This window comes from Streptomyces sp. NPDC107550, from assembly GCF_055639095.1.
Map to the genome: position 1 here is coordinate 55,651 of NZ_JBVKBC010000031.1, position 23,374 is coordinate 79,024.

Consider the following 23,374-nt stretch of genomic DNA (forward strand, 5'->3'; position numbering starts at 1 on the left):
TCCTCCCACGTACAAAAGAAACCGGGGCACGTGCCTCGAAAGGCACGCACCCCGGTAACCGTACATCGCTGAGCAGGCGCTCCTACTTGGCCTTCTTGCCCTCGGCGGCGGCCTTCGTCTTGCGCTCGACGGCGGCCTTGACCAGCCCGGCGAACAGCGGGTGCGGGCGCGTCGGGCGCGAGCGCAGCTCCGGGTGGGCCTGGGTGGCGACGAGGTAGGGGTGGACGTCGCGCGGGTACTCGACGTACTCGACGAGCTTGCCGTCCGGGGACGTGCCGGAGAACTGGAGGCCGGCCTTCTTCTCCAGCTCGGCGCGGTAGGCGTTGTTCACCTCGTAGCGGTGACGGTGGCGCTCCTCGACGTACTCCTTGCCGTCGTACACCTCGCGCGCGATGGAGCCCTCGGCGAGCTTGGCCGGGTACATGCCGAGCCGCATGGTGCCGCCCATGTCGCCCTCGCCGGCGACGATGTCGAGCTGCTCGGCCATGGTGGAGATGACCGGGTGGCCGGTGGCGGCGTCGAACTCGGTGGAGTTGGCGTCGGGGATGTCGGCCAGGTTGCGCGCGGCCTCGATCACGATGCACTGCAGGCCGAGGCAGAGGCCGAGCAGCGGGATCTTGTTCTCGCGGGCGTACTGGATCGCGCCGACCTTGCCGGACACGCCGCGGTCGCCGAAGCCGCCGGGGATGCAGATCGCGTCGACGTCACCGAGCTGCTTCTTGGCGCCGGCCGGCGTCTTGCAGTCGTCGGAGGTGACCCACTTGATCTTGACGCGGGCCTTGTTGGCGAAGCCGCCGGCGCGCAGCGCCTCGGTCACCGAGAGGTAGGCGTCGGGCAGGTCGATGTACTTGCCGACCAGGGCCATGACGATCTCGTGGTCGGGGTTGTGGACGCGGTCGAGCAGGTCGTCCCACGTCGTCCAGTCCACGTCGCGGAACGGCAGGTCCAGCTTGCGGACGACGTACGCGTCGAGGCCCTCGGCGTGCACGACCTTCGGGATGTCGTAGATCGAGCGGGCGTCGGGGCAGGCGACGACGGCGGCCTCGTCGACATCGCACATCAGCGAGATCTTGCGCTTGATGGCGGTCGGGACCTCGCGGTCGCAGCGCAGCACGATGGCGTCGGGCTGGATGCCGATGTTGCGCAGGGCGGCGACGGAGTGCTGGGTCGGCTTGGTCTTCAGCTCGCCGGAGGGGCCGATGTAGGGCAGCAGCGAGATGTGCACCACGAACACGTTGTCCCGGCCGACCTCGTGGCGGACCTGGCGGACAGTCTCCAGGAACGGCAGCGACTCGATGTCGCCGACGGTGCCGCCGACCTCGGTGATGACGACGTCCACCTCTTCGGTGGCCATGCGGCGGATGCGGTGCTTGATCTCGTTCGTGATGTGCGGGATGACCTGGACGGTGTCGCCGAGGTACTCGCCGCGCCGCTCCTTGGCGATGACCTGCGAGTAGACCTGGCCGGTGGTGACGTTGGCCGAGCCGTCGAGGTCGACGTCGAGGAAGCGCTCGTAGTGGCCGATGTCCAGGTCGGTCTCGGCGCCGTCGTTGGTGACGAACACCTCGCCGTGCTGGAAGGGGTTCATCGTGCCCGGGTCGACGTTCAGGTACGGGTCGAGCTTCTGCATGACGACACGGAGGCCACGCGCCTTGAGCAGCATGCCGAGGCTGGAGGCGGTCAGCCCCTTGCCGAGCGAGGAGGCGACACCCCCGGTGACGAAGATGTGCTTGGTCGTCGAAGCTGCACTGTTTCGGAATGCGGGCGGCTGCATGGCCAAGAGGGGGCTCCCGTGGTCGCGGTCTGGGTTGCGTACCGGCGCGGTCTCCCGGTGCTGCGGGGAGGCGCCGTCGCTGCGGTTCGGGGGTTCTATGACCACCGGCTCACGGGCTACCAGCGTATCAGCGACGCGGCCCGATCGCTTCCGGCCACGCTCCGCGTACAGGTCGCCACGCAGGTCGCACGGCGTGCGGGGTGGCGCACGAGCCCCTCACCCGACGCTCACTCGTTCGGCGCAGACGCGTTGCCCGTAGCGGCACGCGGATCAGCCTGCTCCGTCGTATCCTGCTCGGACACTCGGCTGGCGAGCCACTCGCAGAAGCGGCGTCACAACGGCACCACCCCCCGCCCGTTCCCGACCCTTCCTCGGAGCACGAAGTCCGCTTCGCCGGCGTCCACACCGGAACAACCGGCTCGTCAGATCGTTTGACAACGACGTATGCGGGATGACGGAATCAATCATTCCGTAAACCCCCCTTTGACCATTGCCCCTTCTGTCGTGGGGGCGTACGTGGCCGTTCGACTGGAGATGCACGTGGCCGGGCGCATCGAGGATTACGCACTCATCGGAGACATGCAGACCGCGGCGCTGGTCTGCAGGGACGGCACGGTCGACTGGCTGTGCCTGCCCCGCTTCGACTCGCATGCCATTTTCGCCGGGCTGCTCGGCACCGAGGACCACGGCTTCTGGCGCCTCGGGCCGGCGCACGCGCCGGACGCCGAACCACCGGCGGCGACCCGCCGCGGCTACCGGGGCGACACGCTCGTGCTGGAGTCGGAGTGGGACACCTCACGCGGCTCGGTCCGCGTGACGGACTTCATGCCGCCGCGTGACGGCGCGCCGCAGCTCACCCGGATCGTGGAGGGCCTGACCGGGCGCGTCCAGATGCGTTCGACGCTGCGCATGCGGTTCTCGTACGGGCGGATCACCCCCTGGGTGCACAAGGTCGACGGCCGTACGGTCGCGGTGGCCGGGCCGGACTCGGTGTGGCTGGACACGGACGCGGAGACGTACGGCAAGGACCTGACGACGTACTCCGACTTCACGGTCGCGCCCGGCGAGAAGACCGCGTTCACCATCCAGTGGCAGCCCTCGCACAAGGACCAGCCCGCGCTGCCCGACCCGGAGGGCGCGCTGGAGGCGACGCTCGACTTCTGGCGCGAGTGGGTGGACCACGGCACGTACCACGGCCCGTACCGCGAGGCCGTCGTCCGCTCGCTGATCACGCTGAAGGCCCTGACGTACGCGCCGACCGGCGGCATCGTCGCCGCCCCCACCACCTCGCTGCCCGAGGAGATCGGCGGCGTCCGCAACTGGGACTACCGCTACACCTGGCTGCGGGACGCGGCGATCACCCTGTCCTCGCTGCTGCGCACCGGCTACCGCGACGAGGCCCGCGCCTGGCGCGAGTGGCTGCTGCGCGCGGTCGCGGGCGACCCCGAGAACCTGCAGATCATGTACGGCATCGCCGGCGAGCGCGAGCTGGGCGAGGCCGAGCTGGACTGGCTGCCCGGCTACGAGAACTCCGCCCCGGTCCGCGTGGGCAACGGTGCGGCGCACCAGCTCCAGCTCGACGTGTACGGCGAGGTCACCGAGGCGCTGCACCTCGCGCACATGACGGGCCTCGCCCGCAACGACTACGCCTCGCTGCTCCAGCTCAAGCTGATCCGGTACCTGGAGGGCCACTGGGACGAGCCGGACGAGGGCATCTGGGAGGTGCGCGGGCCGCGCCGCCACTTCGTGCACTCGAAGGTGATGGCGTGGGTCGCGGTGGACCGCACGATCAAGCTCATCGAGTCCGGCGACGCGGACGGCCCGCTGGAGCGCTGGCGCGAGCTGCGCGACGAGATCCACCGGGACGTGTGCGAGCGCGGCTACGACAAGGAGCGCAACACCTTCACGCAGTCCTACGGCAGCAAGGAGCTGGACGCGTCGCTGCTGCTCATCCCGCAGATGGGCTTCCTGCCGCCGGACGACAAGCGCGTCATCGGCACGATCGAGGCGATCCAGCGGGAGCTGTCCACGCCGGACGGCTTCATCCTGCGCTACCCGACGGACGGCGACGCCGCGGGCCTGGACGGGCTGCCGGGCGACGAGGGCGCGTTCCTCGCGTGTTCGTTCTGGATGGCGGACGACCTGGCGATGATCGGGCGGGTCGACGAGGCCCGCAAGCTGTTCGAGAAGCTGCTCGCCCTCCGCAACGACCTGGGCCTGCTCGCCGAGGAGTGGGACCCGCGCCTCCAGCGCCAGGTCGGCAACTTCCCGCAGGCGTTCAGCCACGTCCCGCTGATCGACACGGCCCTGCGCCTGACGTCCTCGGGCGCGTACGGCGGCTGACGCGCGGTCGGGCATCACCGTACGGTCGGGCATCACCGTATGGAAAGCGGCGCGTTCCCCTCGGGACGCGCCGCTTCGCGTGCGGGTCAGACGGTCGCGGGGGTGGGCTCCTCCTCGCGTTCGGCCGCGTCCTCCAGGACGATGCGGCCGATCACCTCGTAGCGGTGCGGGCGGCGGGCCTTGAGGTACCAGCCGAGGCCGAGGCCGCCGAAGAAGACGAGCCCGACGATCCACGGGATCGACTTGAAGAAGAGGGAGTCGGCGGCCGTGCCCGCCGCCGTGCCCATGTTCAGGACGAGCAGCACCACCACGGCGATCATCCCGATGCCGCCGAGCAGCGGGGCGACGAGCGTTGTGAACCAGTGCCGGTCCTCGGGGTGGTGATGGCGGAAGTAGCCGATCACCGCGAAGGAGCACAGCGTCTGCACGATGAGGATCGCCATCGTGCCGAGGATGGCGAGCAGCGTGTACAGATGGATGTACGGGTCCTGCCCGGTGAGCCAGAAGGCGGCCACGATGGCGACCGCGATGACCGACTGGACGTACGAGGCGATGTACGGCGAGCCGTGCTTCGTGTGGGTGCGGCCGAGGCCGGGGTGGAGGAAGCCCTCGCGCCCGATCGCGTACAGGTACCGCGAGGCGCACTGGTGGAAGGCCATGCCGCAGGCGAACGAGCCGGTGATCAGGAGCCACTGGAACGCGTCGACGGCCCACGCGCCGATGAAGGTCTTCGCCGGGTCGAAGAACAGGTCGAGGGGGCCGGCGCCGGAGGAGACCTTCACCGCGCCGGACAGGCCGTTCCCGGCGATCGTCATCCAGGACACGTAGATGTAGAAGAGGCCGACGCCGACCACGGAGATCAGGGTCGCCTTCGGAATGACGCGCTTGGGGTCGCGGGACTCCTCGCCGTACATCGCCGTCGACTCGAAGCCGACCCATGACCAGAACGCGAAGAACAGGCCGAGTCCCGCGGAGGTACCGGTGAAGGCGTTCTTCGGGTTGACCGGCTCCAGCGGGATGCCGTCGGGGCCGCCGCCGTGGATGAGGACCGCCGTCGCCACCGCGAACAGGACGGCGATCTCGGCGACGAGCATGACGCCGAGCGCCTTCGCGGTGAGGTTGATGTCGAAGTACGAGAGCACGGCGGTCACCGCGAGCATGGCCGCCGCGTAGACGACCCACGGGATGTCCGCGCCGAGCTGGTCGTGGACGGTGGTCTTGGCGAAGTACGAGAAGACGCCGACGATCGACGCCTCGAAGACGACGTACGCGAGGACGGCGAGCATGCCGGACGCGAGACCGGCGATGCGGCCGAGGCCGTGCGAGATGTACCCGTAGAAGGCGCCGGCGGCCGTGATGCGCTTGGCCATGGCGACGTAGCCGACGGAGAACACCGTCAGGACGAGCGTGGCGAAGAGATAACCGGCGGGCGCGCCGACACCGTTGCCGAAGCCGACCGCGATGGGCAGGTTGCCGGTCATCGCGGTGATCGGGGCGGCCGTGGCGACGGCCATGAAGACCACGCCGAGCAGCCCGACCGAGTTGGCTTTCAGGCGTTGCACCGGGGGCGGTCCGGGGGTGGTGCCGCTTGCGCTGTTCTCCACTGTTTCTGGCATTTACGTCCCTCTCTGGGGCTGCCGCTGCGAAATCCGTAGATCAACATGGGGAGTGCGTTCGGATACGTCAGTGTGGTGACGCAGTGACGTACGCCACAACCGACAGCAGGTCGTGCAATTTCCGCCCCGGCACGACGAGTTGTCGCGTGACCGGGGGTGCCGGGACCGCTCTTGACCGGCCGGAGATGTTCCCGCAACCCGCGCGCCGGTAGCGTCCGCTGCATGGACAGCACCTCCTCCGCGTACACCTCCCCCGGCAGTCCCGGCGGCATCACCGTGCAGCGGGCTCTCGAACTGCCCGGGCTGCGCAGCGGGCTGCCCGAGGTCGTCGCGGGCGGGGAGCGGTTGCAGCGGATCGTGCGCTGGGTGCACGCCGGCGAGGTGCCGAACATCGCGTCGCTGCTCAAGGGCGGCGAACTGCTGCTGACCACGGGGTACGGCATCGGCACCCGCCCCGCCGAGCAGCGGGCGTTCGTGCGCAAGCTCGCCGAGCGCGGCATCGCGGCCCTGGTCATCGAGCTGGGCCAGCGCTTCTCCCGGCTGCCGTCGGCGCTGGTGGAGACGGCGCGTACGGCCGGGCTGCCGCTGGTGCAGCTTCACCGCGAGGTGCCGTTCGTGACGGTGACCGAGGAGATCCACACCGAGATCGTCAACGGGCACTACGCCCTGCTCCAGCGTGCCGAGGAGGTCCACAGGCGCTGCACGAACGCCCTGCTGGGCGGCGGTGGGGTGCCGCAGGTGCTGCGCATCCTCGCCGAGTTCAGCGGCAACCCGGTCTTCCTGGAGACGGTCGACGGGCAGCTGCTGTACGCGGCCGGGGTGGAGGCCGATGTCGCGGACCCGCTCCAGGTGTGGGAGGGCATGCGCGGCACGCACAAGGACGAACCGCCCGGCGGCGCCGTCCTCGTCGACGTGCCCGGCGGCGGCCCCGGCACCGGTTCGGTGCGGGCGCGTCTGGTGCTGCTGCCGGTGTCGGGCACACTGGCGCCGGTGCACCGGATCGCCGCCGAACGGGCCGCCGCCTCGCTCGCCGTGGTCCTGATGCAGGCCCGCCAGGAGGAGGAGCTGGCGGCACGCGGGCGCGGCGACTTCCTGACCGATCTGGCGGAGGGCCGGATCACTCCCGACGACGCCCCGGCGCAGGCCCGCGTCCTCGGCTTCCGTCCGGCCGTACGGGGACCGCTGCTGCCGGTGGTGATGCGGCTGGCGGAGGCGTCCATCGGGGCGGTGGGGCTGTCGCCGGGCGGCGGCTGGGCGGTGCTGGCGCGGGCGGTGTCGGAGGAGCTGGCGTCGGTGGGCGTGCCGGTGCTGCTCGGGGTGCGGCCGGTGGAGGGGCGGGTGCCGCTGCTGCTGGGGCTGCGTACGGAGTCGGAGCGTACGGCGGTCGCGGACCGGGTCGCCGCCGCGCTGCGGGCCGGGGTCGAACGGGCCGGGATGCAGCGGGCGGGGGCGCAGCCGCCCGTGGTCGTGGTGGGCGGCGCGGGCGGCTGGGCGGCGGCCGCGGCGGGGCTGCGGCACGCGGCGGAGACGGCGGCGGCGGCGCAGGGCCTGGAGGACCGGCCGTGGTTCGACGCGCGGCGCCTGGACATCGACCTGCTGCTGTGGCGGCTGCGGGACCATCCGGACCTGGCGGCGTTCGTGGAGCGGGCGATCGGCCCGCTGCGGGAGCACGACAAGCGGTCGAAGCCGCCGCTGCTGCCGACGCTCCAGACGTATCTGGCGCACGCGGGCCGCAAGGCGGAGACGGCACGCGAGCTGCACCTGAACCGGCAGACGCTCTACAACCGCCTGGCGCGCATAGGAGAACTCCTCGGCACGGACCTGGACGACCCCCAGACGGTCCTGGCCCTGAGCCTGGCCCTAAGAGCCCGCCGCCACGTCCCCTGACCGAAGAAACCCCCGAAGACAGCGCCCCGCCAGGGGCGCGGGGAACTGCGCGCCCAGCCCCCACCCACCGAAAGAGGACCACGCACAGATGCGCCCCGAAAGGGGCGCGGGGAACTGCGCGACCAGCCACGACGAACCCCGCACCCGACACCGCACGCGACACCGCACCCGAAAGAAAACCCCGCGAACGGAACCGCGCCGGTTCACCCCACCCCGGTCAACTCGTCATACACGCTGAGAACTTGCGCCACAGTCTCATCCTCCGAAGGCCACCCCGCCGCCTGCAAGGCCCCCGCCGCCACCACCTCGGCCCGCAGCCCAGCATCCCCCAACAACCGGGTCACCGCCCCCGCCAGGGCCCCCGCGTCCCCGTAAGGCACCAACACACCCCCGTCACCGACGAGTTCAGGAATGCCCCCCGTGGCGGTAGCCACCAGCGGCACCCCCGCGTGCAACGCCTCCTGCGCGAGCAACGGCCGGGACTCCCCACTGCTCGGCAGCACGACGAGGTCAGCGGCGTACAGAAGTTCGGCGACGTCATCCCGGCGCCCCACGAGCCGCACCGCGAGCCCCTCCGCGTCGATCCGCCGCCGCAACGCCCCCCGCTGCGGCCCCTCCCCCGCGATGACGAGCAACGGCACGGGGTCGAGGTCGAGCCAGGCGCGGGCGGCGTCGAGCAGCACGTCGTACCCCCGGTAGCGCTCCAGGCTGCCGACGGCCATCAGCAACGGCCGGTCGACCGCGCCGAGTTCGGCCCGCGTCTTGCTGCGGACGCGCTCGGCCTCGTCGGCGGGCTCGGGCCGGCGCGGCGGCGGGAAGGAGACGGCGGCGAGCCGCGCGTCGCGGGCACCCCGGGCGCGGGCCCGGTCGACGAGGTCGGACGAGGTGCCGAGGACGACGGACGCGGCGCGGGCCACCCGCCGCTCAAGGAGCCGCCGCACGGGCGCGCGGGCCCCTTCGGCGTACGGGCGGGTGTGCCAGGTGACGACGAGCGGGACGCGCCGCCCGCTGAGCGCGAGGGTGGCGCGCAGCGCGGCGTGCAGCCCGTGGGCGTGGACGAGGTCGGCGTCGGCGCAGGCGGCGCGGAGCGCGGCGACGGCCGCCGGATCGCTGCTGCGGGGCACGGGCAGATGCCGGGCACCGGCGGCGGCGAACCCGTACACGCGCTCCGCCTCGCCGGGCGCGCACACGGTGACACGGACGCCCCGCGCCACCAACCCGGCGGCCAGCGACCGCACATGGGCGCTGCTGCCCGCGCTGCCCCCACCGAGGACCTGCACGGTGCGCAGCGGTGACTGTCCGTGGGCGGATGGGCTGCTCCCCTGGGTCACGCGGGCGGGCTCCTGACAGTTCGAGGAACGGGAGGGGCGGGTCGTACGGGGGTGCGGCCGCGCCGGTCGGGTGGTGCGGGGCCAAGGATGCCAGCCCGTACGGGCGTTACGGCACGCGTCACCGTCTCCCACCGGGCGCGTCCGGGCAACACGACGCACCGGATCACTCACACGGGTGAGGTGAACTCCTCCCCGCTGATGTGCCCGCGCCCCCGGGCGAGCGCGCTGACCCGGTCCCCGAGGACGGCCGCGGTGACGAGGGCGGCGGCGTGGGCGGCGAGTCCGGCGCGCCCGTTGGAGGCGACGACGACGGCGGTGCCGAGCGCCGCGCCGAGGGCGTGCGCCCCGCAGTCGCCGAGCATGCCGCGCTCGGCGAGGTCGTCGGGGAGCTGGACGGCGGCTGCGGCCAGCGGCACGGCGACCTGCGGCCCACGCACGAGTCCCGGGGCGCCGAGCACGAGGACGGCGGTGGCGGCGCGGCCCGGGCGTACGTCGACGAGGTTGACGGCGTGCGCGGCGCCCGCGACGACGACCGCCGCGAGCAGCCGGTCGGCGGCGCGTTCCTTGAGCAGCGCCCCCGCGAGCAGCCCGGCGGCGCCGACGCCGAACAACTTGACGGCCCCGCTGGTGACTTCGCCGTGACGCAGCGCCCCGAGGTGGGCGCGGAAGCCGCGCCGGGGATCGTCGGCACCGGCCACGTCGTCCCAGGCGCCGCACGCCCCGGCGGCGAGCGTGGCGACCAGTGTGGCCGTCCGGTCGCGGGGCGGCAGGGCGAGCGCACCCGCGGCGGCGCCGAGGGTGACGGCGGGCCCGGCGCACAGGTCGACGGTGCGTCCGGCGTGGTTGCGCCGCTGCCAGAGGGCGGGGCCGCCGGGCAGCGCGCGGCGCAGGAGCGTACGGGCGGTGCCGGTGACGCCGGCGGCGAGCAGGGCGGCCCCGGCGCAACGTGCGGGGCCCGCGCCACCGCCCGGGGCGGCACGACGTACGAGGTCAGTCATGCGGGCCAGGGTAGGCGCTGCGCCCGGAACCCCCGTCCGCCGGAACCCCCGCCCCCCTCAGGCCGACCCAGACCCGCTCAGGCGTCCGCCCTGGCCGCGGCGAGCAGCTCCTCGGCGTGCGCCCGCGCCGTCTCGGAGTCCTCCTGACCGGCGAGCATGCGGGACAACTCCCGTACGCGGTCCTCGCCTTCGAGGACGGTGACACCGGAGCGGGTGACGGAACCGTCGTTGGTCTTCTCCACGAGGAGCTGCCGGTCGGCGAACGCGGCCACCTGGGGCAGATGCGTGACGACCACGACCTGCGCGGTGCGGGCGAGCTTGGCGAGGCGCCGGCCGATCTCGACGGCCGCCTTGCCGCCGACGCCCGCGTCCACCTCGTCGAACAAGTAGGTCGGCACGGGGTCGGTGCCCGCGAAGACGACCTCGACGGCGAGCATCACGCGGGAGAGTTCACCGCCGGAGGCGCCCTTGGCGATGGGCCGCGGGGGCGCGCCGGGGTGCGGGGCGAGCAGCAGTTCGACCTCGTCCACGCCGCTGGGCCCGCAGGCCACCTGCCGACCGCCGACCTCGACACCGTCGGGGGCGTCCGTCTCGGTCTGCCGGATGTCGAAGGAGACCCGGGCGTGCGGCATGGCGAGCGAGGCCAGTTCCTCGGTGACGGCGGCGGCGAACCGGGAGGCGGCCTCGACCCGCGCGTCGGTCAACTCCTGGGCGAGCGCCCCGAGTTCGGCACGCAGCGCGTCCCGCTCGGCGGTCAGTTCCTCGATGCGGCCGTCGTCGCCGTCGAGTTCGAGCAGCCGGGCCGCGCTCTGTTCGGCCCAGGCGAGCACGCCGGTGACGTCCTCGCCGTACTTACGGGTGAGCGCGGTCAGCGCGGCGCGCCGTTCCTCGACGGCGGCGAGCCGCAGCGGGTCGGCGTCCAGGTCGTCGGCGTACCCGGCGAGTTCGGCGGCGACGTCGGTGAGCAGGATCTGCACCTCGCCGACCCGCTCCGCGAGGGCGCCGAGCGCGGCGTCGTGCGAGCGGACCGCCTCCAGCGCCCGGGCGGCCCCGCCCACGAGCGTGGTCGCGTCGACGCCCTCGGGGTCCTCGGGGTTGCCGGCGAGGGCCGCGTGGGCGACGGAGGCGGCGGAGGCGAGCGCTTCGGCGTGCCCGAGCCGGGACGCCTCCTCCGCGAGTTCGACGTCCTCGCCGGGGCGCGGCTCGACGGCGGCGATCTCGTCGAGCCCGAAGCGCAGCAGATCCGCCTCCTGGGCCCGCTCGCGGGCGCGGGTGGTGATCTCCTCCAGTTCGGCGCCGACCGCCTTGAGGCGCCGGTACACGGTCGTGTACTTGGCGAGCGGCTTGGCGACGGCGTCGCCCGCGTACCGGTCGAGCGCCTGGCGCTGCCGGCCGAGCTTGAGCAGGCCCTGCTGGTCGGTCTGGCCGTGCACGGCGACGAGGTCGTCGGCGAGTTCGGCGAGCACCCCGACGGGCACGGACCGCCCACCCAAGTGCGCCCGTGAGCGCCCTTCGGCGGAGACGGTACGGCTGACGAGCAGCGCACCGTCGTCCAGCTCGGCTCCCGCCTCCTCGGCCCTGGCCAGCGCCGACGAGCCCGCGGGCACGGCGACGCGCCCCTCGACCACGGCGTTCTTCGCGCCGATCCTGACGAGCGCCGGGTCGGCGCGGCCGCCGAGCAGCAGCCCGAGGCTCGTGACGACCATCGTCTTGCCCGCGCCCGTCTCGCCGGTCACCGCCGTGAATCCGGGCGACAGCTCGACCACCGCGTCGTCGATGACTCCGAGCGACCGTATCCGCATCTCCTCCAACACGGACACGACCTTACGAGGTCCGGGGCCGCCTGTGCGACGGACCCTGCCCGCCTGCACGGAATCGGCAGGTGACGCGGGCCGTTCTTCACCGGCCTGTCACCCGCGCGAGTGGGTGTGCGCGCGCCAGGGTGCGCGCGGGCGGCCGGGCGTACGGGGGTTGTCCCCCGTACGCGCCTGGGGGCCGCCCCATGGCCGCGCGCGCCCGGGGCGGGGAGCCTTGCCGTATGAGTACGGCACTGGCGCGGGCGGCGCTGACGGCCCATCGTCCGGCGTTCGCGGGCACCGCCGTGGCCGCGCTGTTCGCGGCGACCGTGGTGAGCGCGTCGACGACGGTCCTGACGGCGACGGGCGCGTCCGGCGTACCCGCGGCGGCGCGGCGGGCGATGGCGGCGAACGGCGTCGGCGACATGGCCGTCGTCCTGCTCATCGGTTCGGTCTACATGTCGATTTTCGTGGTGGCGGCCACCCTGGGCACGGCCGTCGCGCAGCAGCACCGGGAGCTGGCGCTGGTCCGCGCGATCGGCGCCCGGCCCCGGCAGGTGCGCCGCGCGGTCGTCGTCCAGGCGCTCGCGGCGTCGGTCCCGGCGGCGGTCCTGGGCTGTGCGGCGGGGGCCGTCCTCGCGCGGGTCTGGTTCTCCGGCATGGTCGCGCACGGGCTGGTCCCGGCGGGCGTGCCGTTCGCGTTCTCGTGGCTGGCGCTGCCGGTGTGCGTGGCGGTCGCCGTCGTCACCTCGACGCTGGCCGCGCTGCTCGCCTCGCTGCGGTTCTCGCTGCTGCGTCCGGCGCGGGCGCTCGCCGAGGCCCAGGCTGGCCGCCGCTCGCTGGGCCTGCCGCGGGGGGCGCTCGGGGTGCTCGCGGTGGCGGCGGGCGCGTTCCTGTCCGTGCTGCTGTCACGGCAGGCGCCGGACGAGGCGAACCAGGGGGCGTTCCTCGTCCTCATCCTGTTCTGCGCCGGCGTGGGGCTGCTGGGGCCCCGGCTGATCGGGCCTGCCGCGTGGCTGGTGTCGGCGCCGGCCCGCCGGTTCGGTCCGAGCGCCCGGCTCGCCATGCTGAACGTGCGCTCGCAGCCGCGCCGCTTCGGCGCCGCCGTCGTCCCGCTCGTCCTGGTCGTAGGGTTCGGCGTCACGAAGATCGCCGTGCACACGACGGCCGCGCATGTGACGGGCTCGGCAGGCAGCCCCGGCGAGGTGTGGCTCGACTACATGGGTACGGGCCTGTACGCGGGCTTCGCCGCCATAGCCTCCGCCAACACCCTGGCGATGATCTCCCTGGAGCGCCGCCGCGATCTGGCGCTGCTGCGCGTGATCGGCTCGCAGCGCGGTCAGGTACGGGCCATGGCGTTCTGGGAGGCGCTGGTGGTGGCGGGCACCGCGCTGCTCCTGGGCACGCTGATCGCCCTGGCGACGCTGGCCCCGATGCTGGCGGCGACCTTCGGCTCGCCGCTGCCGTACGTGCCGTGGACGGCGGCGACGGCCCTCGCCCTCGGGGTCCTGCTGCTGACGACGACGTCGACGGGGGCGCCGGTCCACGCGGCACTCAGAGGCCGACCGATCCACACGCTGTAACCGCCCGCCCGCCGAAACGAGCCGATACGAGCCGATACGAGCCGCCCCTAGTGCGGCGCCCCCCGCCACCCCGCGACCGGCAGGGCGAACTTGGCGACGAGCCGGTCCGTGAACACCGCCTGATGCAGCCGCGCGAGCCGCACCGGCACCGCCCCGCGCCGCACCTCGACCCGGGCCCCGGCGGGCAGTTCCACGGTCCGCCGCCCGTCGCACCAGAGCACCCCGTGCGGGGTGTGCTGCTGCACCTCGACCGCGAGCACCGAGTTCGGCGAGGTCACCAGCGGCTTGGCGAACAGGGCGTGCGCGCTGATCGGCACCATCAGCAGCGCCTCGACCTCCGGCCACACCACGGGCCCGCCCGCCGAGAACGCGTACGCCGTCGAACCGGTCGGCGTCGCGCACACGATGCCGTCGCAGCCGAACCCGGTGACCGGCCGGCCGTCGATCTCCAAGACGACCTCCAGCATCCGCTCGGGCTCGGTCTTCTGGACGGCGGCCTCGTTGAGCGCCCAGTCCCGGTGCACGACGTCGCCGTTGTGGTGGACGAGGACGTCGATCGTCATGCGCTCCTCGACCTGGTACTCCCGGGAGACGACCCGGTCGACGACCTTGTCGAGGTCGTCGCGCTCGGCCTCCGCGAGGAAGCCGACCCGGCCGAGGTTGACGCCGAGCATCGGCACACCGGACGCCCGCGCGAACTCCGCGCCGCGCAACAGCGTGCCGTCACCGCCGAGGACGATCAGCAGCTCGCACCCGTCGAGGCTCTCCTGCGTCGCCTCCTTGACCAGCTCCACCGTGTCGGGCAGCGGCAGGTCCGACGCCTCGGCCTCCAGGACCCGTACCCCGAGACCGCTCCTGAGCAGCCCCTGGACGACGAGTTCGGCACTGCGGACGGCGGCGGGCCGTCCGGTGTGCGCGAGGAGGAAAACGGTACGAGTCGTGGTCCGGTTCAACGCGGCCCCTCCGCCACTGCGCGATCGACGTCGGCCGGGTCGAGGTCGGGCGCCCCGGCACGCAGCCACAGAAAGTACTCGACGTTCCCCGAGGGCCCCGGCAGCGGGCTCGCCGTGACGCCCCGCACCCCGAGCCCCAGCTTCGCGGCCTGCTCGGCGACCCCGCGCACGGCCTGCGCCCGCAGTTCCGGGCTGCGTACGACACCGCCGCTGCCGAGCCGCTCCTTGCCGACCTCGAACTGCGGCTTGACCATCAGCACGAGGTCCGCGTCCGGCGCGGCGCACCGCACCAGGGCGGGCAGCACCAGGCCGAGCGGGATGAACGACAGGTCGCCCACCACGATGTCCACGGGAATCCCGTCGATCGCGTCGAGCGTCAACTCGCGTACGTTCGTACGGTCCTTGACGGTGACGCGCTCATCGCTCTGCAACGACCAGGCGAGCTGTCCGTACCCCACGTCGACGGCGACGACGTGCGCGACACCGGCCCGCAGCAGCACATCGGTGAAACCGCCCGTGGAGGCGCCCGCGTCGAGCGCCCGGCGGCCCTCCACGACCAGCCCCTCGGGGACGAACGCGGCGAGCGCGCCCGCGAGCTTGTGCCCGCCGCGCGAGACGTAGTCGGGGTCGCTGTCGTCCGAGGTGACGACGATGGCGGCGGCCGTCTCCACCTGAGTCGCCGGTTTGGTAGCGACGGTCTTGCCGACGGAGACCCGGCCCGCGGCGATCAACTGGCTGGCGTGCTCGCGCGAGCGGGCCAGCTTGCGGCGGACGAGTTCGGCGTCGAGGCGGCGACGTGCCACACCTGCCACGGTCGGTTCAGCTCCTGTGCTCATACGGGGACGGCGGCTGGGGCGCGGCGTCGAGCGCGGTCAGCGCACCACGCAGCCCCTGGTGTACATCCTCGTACACCTCGAGATGGCCGTCCGCCGCGAGGTGGTCCACGTCGCCCAGCCGCTCCAGGTGCGCGTCGACGCCGGGGTGCCCGGTGGGGACGCGCTCGACGCCGAGCGGGGCGGGTGCGGCGGGCTCGTACGAGGGTGCCGCCGCGCCCTGCTGGTCCGGTTCCGGGCCGCCCGGCAGGCCGGGCGCTTCCGCGGGAGTGTCGCTCATGCCCCGACGCTACCGCGTACGGCCGGTGTACCGTCGATCATGATGGCCACGATCGACCAGTGCCGGGCGGCACTCGACAGACTCTCGGACACCCTCGCGGGCGCCGGCGGCGACGTACGGGCGGCCGCCGTCCTCGACCGCTCGCTGAGCTGCCACGTCACGGACCTGGACGTGACCTTCTCCGGCCGCTTGCGCGACGGCCGGATCGACGTGCTCGACACACGCCCCGGACCGCCCGCAGAGAAGGCGCAGATCCGCCTGTCGATGACGGGCGACGACCTGGTGGCGCTGGTCGCGGGCGAGCTGGACTTCGCCCGCGCGTGGGCCTCGGGCCGGGTGCGGCTCGAAGCCTCGCTGCGGGACCTGCTGCGCCTCAGGACGCTGCTGTAGCCACCTGGGGAGCCCGCCCGCGCGCCTTGCGCGCCGCCGGCACCACCAGCGGAGTGCCCGTCTCCGGGTCCTCGATGACCTGGCACTTCATGCCGAACACCCGCTCGACGAGGTCGGCGGTCACGATGTCCTTCGGCGCGCCCTCCGCGATCACCCGGCCGTCGCGCAGCGCGATCAGATGGGTGGCGTAGCGGGCCGCGTGGTTGAGGTCGTGCAGCACGGCGACGAGCGTACGGCCCTGCTCCTCGTGGAGTTCGGCGCACAGGTCGAGGACGTCGATCTGGTGCTGGATGTCGAGGTAGGTGGTCGGCTCGTCGAGCAGCAGCAGCGGCGTCTGCTGGGCGAGCGCCATGGCGATCCACACCCGCTGGCGCTGGCCGCCGGAGAGTTCGTCGACGTACCGCTCGCCGAGTTCCGCGACGCCGGTGGCCGCCATGGACTCCCGTACGACCTGCTCGTCCTGCGGCGACCACTGGCGCAGCAGGCCCTGGTGCGGGTAGCGGCCCCGGGCGACGAGGTCGGCGACCGTGATGCCGTCGGGCGCGACCGAGGACTGCGGCAGCAGCCCGAGCGTCTTCGCCACCTTCTTCGCGGGCATCGACTGGATCGCCGAGCCGTCGAGGAGGACGCGGCCCGCGCTCGGCTTGAGCATCCGCGACAGGGCCCGCAGGAGGGTCGACTTGCCGCAGGCGTTGGGGCCGACGATGACCGTGAAGGACTGGTCGGGGATCTCGACGGACAGCTTCTCCGCGATGACCCGCTGGTCGTAGCCGAGCGTCACATCGTCGGCGATCAGCCTGTTCACAGCGGTGCTCCTTTGGTTCGTACGAGGGCCGGGGCGGCGGGGCGCGGTCATATCCGGCCCGCCTTGCGCTCGGTGACGAGCAGCCACAGCAGATAGACGCCGCCGACGACGCCGGTGACCACGCCGACGGGCAGCTGGTCGGGGCCGAACGCCCGCTGCGAGGCCAGGTCGGCGACGATGAGCAGCGTCGCGCCGAGCCAGGTCGCGGCGAGCAGGTTGGGGCCCGGCGAGCGGGTGAGGCGGCGGGCGATCTGCGGGGCGGTCAGCGCCACGAAGGTCACCGGTCCCGCCGCGGCGGTGGCGGCGGAGGTCAGCAGCACGGACGCCGCGAGCAGCACCATCCGGGTCCGTTCGACGGGCACGCCGAGCCCGCCGGCCGCGTCGTCGCCCATCTCCAGCATCCGCAGCGGCCGCCCGTACACGGCGACGCACGGCACGAGCACGGCGAACATGACGAGCAGCGGCCACACCTGCGTCCAGTCCCGCCCGTCGAGCGAGCCGGTCATCCACACGGTGGCGCGGGCGGCGTCCACGAAGTCGGCCTTGGTCAGCAGATAGCCGTTGACGGCGGTCATGAACGCGGAGACGCCGATGCCGACGAGGACGAGCCGGTAGCCGTGCACGCCCCGCTTCCACGCGAGGACGTAGATGGCGAGCCCGGTCACGAGCCCGCCGACCAGCGCGCCGAACGCGACCTGCGTGGCGCTCCCGCCGAAGATCACGATCATGACGAGGGCGCCCGCGGTCGAGCCCTGGCCGAGGCCGAGCACGTCGGGGCTGCCGAGCGGGTTGCGGGAGATCGACTGGAACAGCGCGCCGGACAGGCCGAGCGCCCCGCCGACCAGCAGGGCGACCAGGGCGCGCGGAAGCCGCAGGTCGTTGATGATGAACTCCTGCCCGGGGTCGCCGTGCCCGGCCAGGGTGCGCAGCACGTCGAGCGCGGGGATCGGGAAGTCGCCGGTGCCGATGAGGACGACGGCCGCGGCGAGCGTGACCACGACCAGCGCGGCCAGGACGAGGACGGCCCGGGTGTCGAGGCGCAGGGAGAGTCCGCCGGCGCGGACCGCCTTGGTGGTCTTCACAGCTGGGCCAGCCTCCGGCGTCGTACGAGAAGGATGAAGACCGGCGCCCCGATGACGGCGGTGACGATGCCGACCTGGAGTTCGGCGGGCCGGGCGACGACCCGGCCGACGACGTCGGCGCCGAGCAGCAGCACCGGCGAAAGGAGCGCGGCGTAGGGCAGGATCCAGCGGTTGTCGGGGCCGGTGAAGGAGCGCACGACGTGCGGCACCATCAGGCCGACGAACGCGATGGGCCCGCACGCGGCGGTCGCGGCGCCGCACAGCAGCGTCGCGGCGAGCATGCTCAGGGCGCGGGTCCGGCCGAGGTGGGCGCCGAGGGCGCGGGCGGTGTCGTCGCCCATCGCCATCGCGTTGAGGGGGCGGGCGAGGGCGAGCGCGAGGACGGCGCCGACCGCGATGAACGGCAGCACCTGCTCGATCGTGCCCATCCGCGCCGACACCAGCGAGCCGACCTGCCAGAACCGCATCCGGTTGAGCGCCACGTCGTCGGTGATCATCACGGCGTACAGATAGCCGGAGAGCGCGGCGGTGACGGCGGTACCGGCGAGGGCGAGCCGTACCGGTGTCGCGTTGCGGGTGCCGCCGAGCACGTAGACGAGTACGCCGACGGCCGCGGCGCCCGCGAAGGCGAACCAGACGTAGCCGCTGAGCGAAGTCACGCCGAAGAAGCTGATGCCGGTGACGACGGCGGCGGACGCGCCCATGTTGATGCCGAGGATGCCGGGGTCGGCCAGCGGATTGCGGGTCAGCGCCTGGAGCACCGCGCCCGCGAGCCCGAGGGCGAGGCCGGCGATCACCCCGAGCAGGGTCCGCGCGACGCGCTCGCCGACGACGATGTCGGCGTAGGTCCCGGTGTCGTGGAACAGGCCGTGCCACACCTGGTCGAGCGAGAGCGGTTTCGCCCCGATGGCGATGCTGGCGACGGCGACCGCCCCCAGCACGAGCAACGCGGCGAACAGCCCTGCGCCGCGGATCGCCGTGCGGCGGGCAGGGGGCGCGGGAGCGGTCTCCGCGCGGGTCTGGGGAGGACTCTCGACCAACACGAGGTTAGGTTAGCCTACCCTCCCAACCTCACCCCAGCCCTGGGCCCAGATCAAGCCCCTCCAGCCCACCCGGGCACCGCGCCACCGGGCACCGCGCCTCACCACCCCAGCCGCGCCAGCACCTTCCCCGTGTCCCCCTCGTACCGCCCGTCCCCGGCCGCGCTCCACGCCGCCCCACACAGGGCGCGCAGCCCGTCGATCGGGGTGCCGTCGCCCTCCAGTTCCAGGCCGCCGTCCTTCCCGGCCCGCGCCCGCCAGCCGCCGCAGCCGAACGCGCTGTCGTCCTCCGTCACCTCCGGCTGCCCGGTGAGCAGCCCGCGCAGGTCCTCGTCGACGTACGTCGGCCGGTGCTCGGGCGGCGCCGCGAGCAGCTGGGCGCTGTCGGTGACGCCGGTGAGGACGAGGATCGAGTCGACCCCCCCGTTGATCGCGCCCTCGATGTCCGTGTCCAGGCGGTCCCCGACAACCAGCGGGCGCCGCGCCCCGGTCCGCAGGATCGTCTCCCGGTGCATCGGCGGCAACGGCTTGCCCGCGACCCGGGGCTCCGCACCCGTCGCGATCCGGACGACCTCCACCGCCGCGCCGTTCCCCGGGGCGATGCCGCGCGCGCTCGGGATCGTCAGGTCCGTGTTCGACGCGAACCACGGCACTCCGCGCGCGATGGCGTAGCACGCCTCCGCGAACCGCCCCCACGCCATGTCGGGCCCCCCGTACCCCTGCGCCACGGCGGCCGGCTCGTCGTCCGCCGAATCGACGGGCACGAGCCCCCGCTCCCGCAGCGCGACCCGCAGCCCCTCACCGCCGATCACCAGCACCCGCGCCCCCTCGGGCAGCTCGTCGCTGATGAGCCGCGCGAGGGCCTGCGCCGACGTGATGACGTCCCCCGCGCCCGTCGGTATGCCCAGCTCGGTGAGGTGCTCGGCGACCGCGCCGGGCGTACGCAGCGCGTTGTTCGTCACGTACGCCAGGGCCATGCCGCCGTCCCGCGCCGCCGCCAGCGAGTCCACGGCGTGCGCGATGGCCTGCCCGCCCGCGTACACCACCCCGTCCAGGTCGAGCAGCGCCGTGTCGTACGCCTCGCTCAGCGCCCGCGCACTGCCCCCGGGCCGCCGCCGCGCACCCGCGTCCGCCGCACCGCTCGCACTCTGGCTCATTCCGTATCGTCCTTCCTTCGCTCCCACTCCCCCGATCATCCCCCACGCCACTGACACTCGTACGATGCACGGATGAACACTGCAGGTGACGGCCTGGATCTGCGCCCCTTCCGCGGGGTGCGCTACGTGCCCGAGCGCGTCGGCAGTCTCGCCGCAGTGACCTCCCCGCCGTACGACGTGGTGGTCCGCCCGGACGGCCTGCTCCATCTGGAGAGCGCGGACCCGCACAACATCGTCCGCCTGATCCTGCCGCAGGCCACGACGCCCCGCTCGCGCAACGACCAGGCGGCCGACACGCTCCGCCGCTGGCTCGCCGAGGGCGTCCTCGCCCCCGACCCGGAACCCGCCCTGTACGTGTACGAGCAGCGCGACGGCGATCTCCTTCAACGCGGCTTGATCGGTGCCCTGCGCCTCTCCGACACCAGCGAGGGTGTGGTCCTCCCCCATGAGGACGTCATGCCCCATGTGGTCGCGGACCGTGCCGCGCTGATGCGTACGGCCGAGGCGAACTTCGAGCCGCTTCTCCTCACCTACCGGGGCGACGGCACGGCGAGCGGCGCGACCGCCGTCATCGAGCGCACGGTCACGGCCCCGCCGCTGCTGTCGACGACGACCGAGGACGGCTTCAGCCACCGCCTGTGGGCGATCATCGACCCGGCGGAGCAGCGCCGTATCCGCGACGACCTCGCGGGTCATCAGGCGCTCATCGCGGACGGGCATCACCGCTGGGCGACGTATCTGCGGCTGCGCGGCGAGCACCCGGCGGCGACGGTCTGGGACTTCGGTCTGGTCCTGCTGGTCGACACGGCCCGCTATCCGCTGCGCGTCCGCGCCATCCACCGCCTCCTGAGCCGCCTCCCGCTCGACCGTGCCCTGGCGGCGGCCGCCCCCTTCTTCCGTGTACGGGGGGTCGGCGGCCCGCTGCCGCAGGCCCTGGAGGCGCTGGCGCGCGCGGCCGAACAGGGCAACGCGTTCCTGTTGTCCGGCGGCGACACCTTCCATCTCCTCGACCACCCGGACCCGGCGCTTCTGGACCGTACGATCCCGGCGGACCGCCCGCGCGCGTGGCGCAGGCTGGACGCGACGGTCCTGCACGCGACGCTGCTGGCGGAGGTGTGGGGCATCCCGGACGACTCCCCCGCCGATGTCGCGTACATCCACGACCCGGCGGCGACGGTCGAGAAGGCCGGCCGCGACGGCGGTACGGCGGTCCTGATGCACCCGGTGCGCGAGGAGGTCGTCCGCGATCTGGCGCGCCAGGGCGTGACGATGCCCCGCAAGTCGACGTCGTTCGGCCCGAAGCCGGCGTCCGGCCTGGTCCTGCGCACGCTGACCGAGGACTGACCGTCCCTCGAACGTGACAAAGGGCGGGTTCCCGAAGGAACCCGCCCTTTGTCATGCCGTCTCCGGCGACCGCCTACTTCTCGTCGCGCTCGGCAGCGTCGCGCTCGACGCCGGAGTCGTCACCGTCACGGGCGCCGTCGCTGACGTCGTGCCCCTCGGCGCCGACCTCATCGTCGCTGTCGTCGAACGCGTCGACGAACTCGACACCGTCCAGCTCGGCGAGCCGGTCGGAGGCGTCGGTGCTGCCGTCCTTGTCGGACTCGATGGCCTTGGCGAACCACTCGCGGGCCTCGTCCTCGCGCCCGGCGGCCAGCAGCGCGTCGGCGTACGCGTACCGCAGGCGCGCGGTCCACGGGTGTACGGAGTTGGAGGCCAGCTCGGGGCTCTGCAACGTCACGATGGCGGCGTCGAGCTGCCCCATGTCACGTCGCGCGCCGGCGGCCACGAGCCGCATCTCGACCTGCCCGGACTTGTCCAGCTTCTGCACCTCGGGCGCGCCGGCCATGTCGAGGGCCTTCTCCGGCCGGCCGAGCCCGCGCTCGCAGTCCGCCATGACGGGCCAGAGCTCGACGTTCCCGGTCATCCGCCGCGCGGCCCGGAACTCGGCGAGCGCCTCGGAGAACTTCTGGTTGGCGTACGCGGCGAAACCGGCGGCCTCCCGGACGGCGGCGACACGCGAAGCGAGCCGGAGCGCGACCCGCGAGTACCCGTAGGCACCCTCGGGGTCCTCGTCGATGAGCCGGGCGACCATCACCAGGTTCTTGGCGACGTCCTCCGCGAGCCCCTTCGGCAGGGACTGCAACTCCTGCTGTACGTCCTTGTCCAGCTCGAACCCGGAGACGTCCTCGGGGATCGGCAGCCGCTTGATCGGCTCACGGTCCCGGTCGCGGTCGTCGCGCCCTCGGTAACCGCCGCCGCGCCGGTCGTCCCTGCGGTCGTCGCGCCGGTCGTCACGACGGTCGTCCCGCCCGCGGAACCCGCCCGGTCGCCCGCCACGGTCATCGCGTCCCCGGAACCCACCGGGCCGCCCACCACGGTCATCACGCCGATCGTCCCGGCCACGGAAGCCACCGCCCCGGTTGTCGTCGCGCCGGTCGTCCCGGCGGTCGTCACGGCGGTCGTCACGGCGGTCGTCACGACGGAAGGGCGGACGGTCGCCATCACGACGGGGCCCACGGTCCCGGTCACGGTCGCCGTACGAGGGACGGTCATCGCGCCGGTCGTCACGGCGGAACCCGCCACCACGGTTGTCGTCACGACGGTCATCGCGCCGGTCGTCACGGCGGAACCCGCCACCACGGTTGTCGTCACGACGGTCGTCCCGCCGGTCATCGCGGCGGAAACCCCCGCCACGGTTGTCATCACGGCGGTCATCGCGCCGGTCGTCACGACGGAAGGGCGGACGGTCACCATCACGGCGCGGCCCGCGATCGCGGTCACGGTCACCGAAGGAGGGACGGTCGTCGCGGCGGAAGCCACCACCACGGTTGTCGTCACGACGCGGCCCACGGTCCCGGTCACGATCGCCGTACGAGGGACGGTCATCGCGCCGGTCGTCACGGCGGAAACCACCACCACGGTTGTCGTCACGACGGTCGTCCCGCCGGTCATCGCGGCGGTCATCGCGGCGGAAACCACCACCGCGATTGTCGTCGCGGCGCGGCCCGCGATCGCGGTCACGGTCACGGTCACCGAAGGAGGGACGGTCGTCGCGGCGGAAACCACCACCACGGTTGTCGTCACGACGCGGCCCACGGTCCCGGTCACGATCGCCGTACGAGGGACGGTCATCACGCCGGTCGTCACGGCGGAACCCGCCACCACGGTTGTCGTCGCGGCGCGGGCCGCCACCGTTGTTGCCGCGGTATCCGCCGCGGTCACCACTGTCCCGGCGGCGCTGATCGCGCTCCGGTCGCTCGTCGGGAGAGTTGGTGGACATGGGGTGACTCCTGTCTTCGGTACCGCAGTCATTCTCGCGCAGCCGATCAGCCGGCGCGCTTCGAAGCAAAACAAAAAAGGACCCTTGGTCCCAGCTGAACGCTGGGACCAAGGGTCCTCATAAGAATTGTTCGGCGGCGTCCTACTCTCCCACAGGGTCCCCCCTGCAGTACCATCGGCGCTGTGAGGCTTAGCTTCCGGGTTCGAAATGTAACCGGGCGTTT

The 23,374-nt window shown here is 73.2% G+C and carries 18 protein-coding genes, 1 rRNA gene and 1 pseudogene; 5 read left to right on the forward strand and 15 right to left on the reverse strand.

Annotation, left to right across the window (positions count from 1 at the left end):
* Positions 1 to 82 precede the first annotated feature (82 nt).
* On the reverse strand, positions 83 to 1,774 hold the full coding sequence (locus ACZ7LY_RS28825; RefSeq protein ID WP_471627663.1) for a CTP synthase: 1,692 nt from the start codon (positions 1,772 to 1,774) through the stop codon (positions 83 to 85).
* A 540-nt stretch (positions 1,775 to 2,314) separates the two neighbouring features.
* Between ACZ7LY_RS28825 and ACZ7LY_RS28830 the strand changes: the two genes are divergently transcribed.
* Positions 2,315 to 4,117 carry a glycoside hydrolase family 15 protein gene (locus tag ACZ7LY_RS28830; RefSeq protein ID WP_471627682.1) on the forward strand — a complete coding sequence of 601 codons (1,803 nt, stop codon included), beginning with the start codon at positions 2,315 to 2,317 and terminating at the stop codon, positions 4,115 to 4,117.
* A gap of 86 nt (positions 4,118 to 4,203) precedes the next feature.
* On the opposite strand, the gene ACZ7LY_RS28835 is transcribed toward ACZ7LY_RS28830, so the two are convergent.
* Positions 4,204 to 5,733, reverse strand: coding sequence for an APC family permease (locus ACZ7LY_RS28835; RefSeq protein WP_471627664.1), 1,530 nt, complete (start codon positions 5,731 to 5,733; stop codon positions 4,204 to 4,206).
* Positions 5,734 to 5,955: 222 nt separating this feature from the next.
* Between ACZ7LY_RS28835 and ACZ7LY_RS28840 the strand changes: the two genes are divergently transcribed.
* A complete protein-coding gene (locus ACZ7LY_RS28840; RefSeq protein WP_471627665.1) occupies positions 5,956 to 7,620 on the forward strand; it encodes a PucR family transcriptional regulator in 1,665 nt (554 codons plus the stop codon).
* A gap of 203 nt (positions 7,621 to 7,823) precedes the next feature.
* Here ACZ7LY_RS28840 and ACZ7LY_RS28845 read toward each other — a convergent pair whose 3' ends face one another.
* The 3 genes from ACZ7LY_RS28845 to recN all read right to left on the reverse strand — a co-directional run bounded on the left by ACZ7LY_RS28845 (position 7,824) and on the right by recN (position 11,751).
* Positions 7,824 to 8,951 (reverse strand): glycosyltransferase family 4 protein, encoded by a 1,128-nt coding sequence (locus ACZ7LY_RS28845; RefSeq protein WP_471627666.1) that lies wholly within the window; start codon positions 8,949 to 8,951, stop codon positions 7,824 to 7,826.
* Between the two features lie 167 nt (positions 8,952 to 9,118).
* Positions 9,119 to 9,949: a hypothetical protein gene (locus ACZ7LY_RS28850; protein WP_471627667.1), complete on the reverse strand. Its 831-nt coding sequence runs from the start codon at positions 9,947 to 9,949 to the stop codon at positions 9,119 to 9,121.
* Positions 9,950 to 10,026: 77 nt separating this feature from the next.
* On the reverse strand, positions 10,027 to 11,751 hold the full coding sequence (gene recN / locus ACZ7LY_RS28855) for a DNA repair protein RecN (RefSeq protein WP_471627683.1): 1,725 nt from the start codon (positions 11,749 to 11,751) through the stop codon (positions 10,027 to 10,029).
* A gap of 236 nt (positions 11,752 to 11,987) precedes the next feature.
* On the opposite strand from recN, the gene ACZ7LY_RS28860 reads away from it, so the two are divergent.
* Complete coding sequence (locus ACZ7LY_RS28860; protein ID WP_471627668.1) at positions 11,988 to 13,328, forward strand: FtsX-like permease family protein; 1,341 nt, start codon at positions 11,988 to 11,990, stop codon at positions 13,326 to 13,328.
* Between the two features lie 47 nt (positions 13,329 to 13,375).
* Here the strand turns inward: ACZ7LY_RS28860 and ACZ7LY_RS28865 are convergent, their stop codons facing one another.
* The 3 genes from ACZ7LY_RS28865 to ACZ7LY_RS28875 are packed head-to-tail and all read right to left on the reverse strand — an operon-like array spanning position 13,376 to position 15,394.
* On the reverse strand, positions 13,376 to 14,281 hold the full coding sequence (locus ACZ7LY_RS28865) for an NAD kinase (RefSeq protein ID WP_471627669.1): 906 nt from the start codon (positions 14,279 to 14,281) through the stop codon (positions 13,376 to 13,378).
* The gene (locus ACZ7LY_RS28870) at positions 14,278 to 15,093 is read right to left on the reverse strand and encodes a TlyA family RNA methyltransferase (protein WP_471627670.1); all 816 of its coding nucleotides are present in this window, start codon (positions 15,091 to 15,093) and stop codon (positions 14,278 to 14,280) included. The genes ACZ7LY_RS28865 and ACZ7LY_RS28870 overlap by 4 nt, the downstream gene beginning before the upstream one ends.
* 7 nt (positions 15,094 to 15,100) lie before the next feature.
* A complete protein-coding gene (locus tag ACZ7LY_RS28875) occupies positions 15,101 to 15,394 on the reverse strand; it encodes a hypothetical protein (RefSeq protein ID WP_471627671.1) in 294 nt (97 codons plus the stop codon).
* Between the two features lie 42 nt (positions 15,395 to 15,436).
* Here ACZ7LY_RS28875 and ACZ7LY_RS28880 point away from each other — a divergent pair, with 42 nt between their 5' ends.
* A complete protein-coding gene (locus ACZ7LY_RS28880; RefSeq protein WP_471627672.1) occupies positions 15,437 to 15,784 on the forward strand; it encodes an alkyl sulfatase C-terminal domain-containing protein in 348 nt (115 codons plus the stop codon).
* Here the strand turns inward: ACZ7LY_RS28880 and ACZ7LY_RS28885 are convergent.
* From ACZ7LY_RS28885 to ACZ7LY_RS28900, 4 genes are all read right to left on the reverse strand, one after another.
* Positions 15,768 to 16,640, reverse strand: coding sequence for an ABC transporter ATP-binding protein (locus ACZ7LY_RS28885; RefSeq protein WP_471627673.1), 873 nt, complete (start codon positions 16,638 to 16,640; stop codon positions 15,768 to 15,770). The two genes, ACZ7LY_RS28880 and ACZ7LY_RS28885, sit on opposite strands and share 17 nt — an antisense overlap.
* On the reverse strand, positions 16,637 to 17,671 hold the full coding sequence (locus tag ACZ7LY_RS28890; protein ID WP_471627674.1) for a FecCD family ABC transporter permease: 1,035 nt from the start codon (positions 17,669 to 17,671) through the stop codon (positions 16,637 to 16,639). Before ACZ7LY_RS28890 ends, ACZ7LY_RS28885 begins: the two co-directional genes overlap by 4 nt.
* On the reverse strand, positions 17,668 to 18,714 hold the full coding sequence (locus ACZ7LY_RS28895; RefSeq protein ID WP_471627675.1) for a FecCD family ABC transporter permease: 1,047 nt from the start codon (positions 18,712 to 18,714) through the stop codon (positions 17,668 to 17,670). Before ACZ7LY_RS28895 ends, ACZ7LY_RS28890 begins: the two co-directional genes overlap by 4 nt.
* A gap of 98 nt (positions 18,715 to 18,812) precedes the next feature.
* Positions 18,813 to 19,868 (reverse strand): HAD hydrolase-like protein, encoded by a 1,056-nt coding sequence (locus tag ACZ7LY_RS28900; RefSeq protein WP_471627676.1) that lies wholly within the window; start codon positions 19,866 to 19,868, stop codon positions 18,813 to 18,815.
* 72 nt (positions 19,869 to 19,940) lie between these two features.
* Here ACZ7LY_RS28900 and ACZ7LY_RS28905 point away from each other — a divergent pair, with 72 nt between their 5' ends.
* Positions 19,941 to 21,212, forward strand: a complete 1,272-nt coding sequence (locus ACZ7LY_RS28905; protein ID WP_471627677.1) for a DUF1015 family protein — start codon at positions 19,941 to 19,943, stop codon at positions 21,210 to 21,212.
* Between the two features lie 73 nt (positions 21,213 to 21,285).
* Here the strand turns inward: ACZ7LY_RS28905 and ACZ7LY_RS28910 are convergent, their stop codons facing one another.
* The 3 genes and pseudogenes from ACZ7LY_RS28910 to rrf all read right to left on the reverse strand — a co-directional run.
* Positions 21,286 to 22,071 carry a tetratricopeptide repeat protein gene (locus ACZ7LY_RS28910; protein WP_471627684.1) on the reverse strand — a complete coding sequence of 262 codons (786 nt, stop codon included), beginning with the start codon at positions 22,069 to 22,071 and terminating at the stop codon, positions 21,286 to 21,288.
* Positions 22,072 to 22,092: 21 nt separating this feature from the next.
* Positions 22,093 to 23,151, reverse strand: a pseudogene (locus ACZ7LY_RS28915) (hypothetical protein); the annotation flags it as partial.
* A gap of 128 nt (positions 23,152 to 23,279) precedes the next feature.
* A 5S ribosomal RNA gene (gene rrf / locus ACZ7LY_RS28920) occupies positions 23,280 to 23,374 on the reverse strand; the annotation flags it as partial.

Bases quoted from the DNA above. Each gene is read 5' to 3' on its own strand.
- ACZ7LY_RS28825 (WP_471627663.1), bottom strand. From the start codon at position 1,774: ATGCAGCCGCCCGCATTCCGAAACAGTGCAGCTTCGACGACCAAGCAC.
- ACZ7LY_RS28835 (WP_471627664.1), bottom strand. From the start codon at position 5,733: ATGCCAGAAACAGTGGAGAACAGCGCAAGCGGCACCACCCCCGGACCG.
- ACZ7LY_RS28840 (WP_471627665.1), top strand. From the start codon at position 5,956: ATGGACAGCACCTCCTCCGCGTACACCTCCCCCGGCAGTCCCGGCGGC.
- ACZ7LY_RS28850 (WP_471627667.1), bottom strand. From the start codon at position 9,949: ATGACTGACCTCGTACGTCGTGCCGCCCCGGGCGGTGGCGCGGGCCCC.
- recN (WP_471627683.1), bottom strand. From the start codon at position 11,751: ATGCGGATACGGTCGCTCGGAGTCATCGACGACGCGGTGGTCGAGCTG.
- ACZ7LY_RS28860 (WP_471627668.1), top strand. From the start codon at position 11,988: ATGAGTACGGCACTGGCGCGGGCGGCGCTGACGGCCCATCGTCCGGCG.
- ACZ7LY_RS28875 (WP_471627671.1), bottom strand. From the start codon at position 15,394: ATGAGCGACACTCCCGCGGAAGCGCCCGGCCTGCCGGGCGGCCCGGAA.
- ACZ7LY_RS28880 (WP_471627672.1), top strand. From the start codon at position 15,437: ATGGCCACGATCGACCAGTGCCGGGCGGCACTCGACAGACTCTCGGAC.
- ACZ7LY_RS28885 (WP_471627673.1), bottom strand. From the start codon at position 16,640: ATGACCGCGCCCCGCCGCCCCGGCCCTCGTACGAACCAAAGGAGCACC.
- ACZ7LY_RS28900 (WP_471627676.1), bottom strand. From the start codon at position 19,868: ATGAGCCAGAGTGCGAGCGGTGCGGCGGACGCGGGTGCGCGGCGGCGG.
- ACZ7LY_RS28905 (WP_471627677.1), top strand. From the start codon at position 19,941: ATGAACACTGCAGGTGACGGCCTGGATCTGCGCCCCTTCCGCGGGGTG.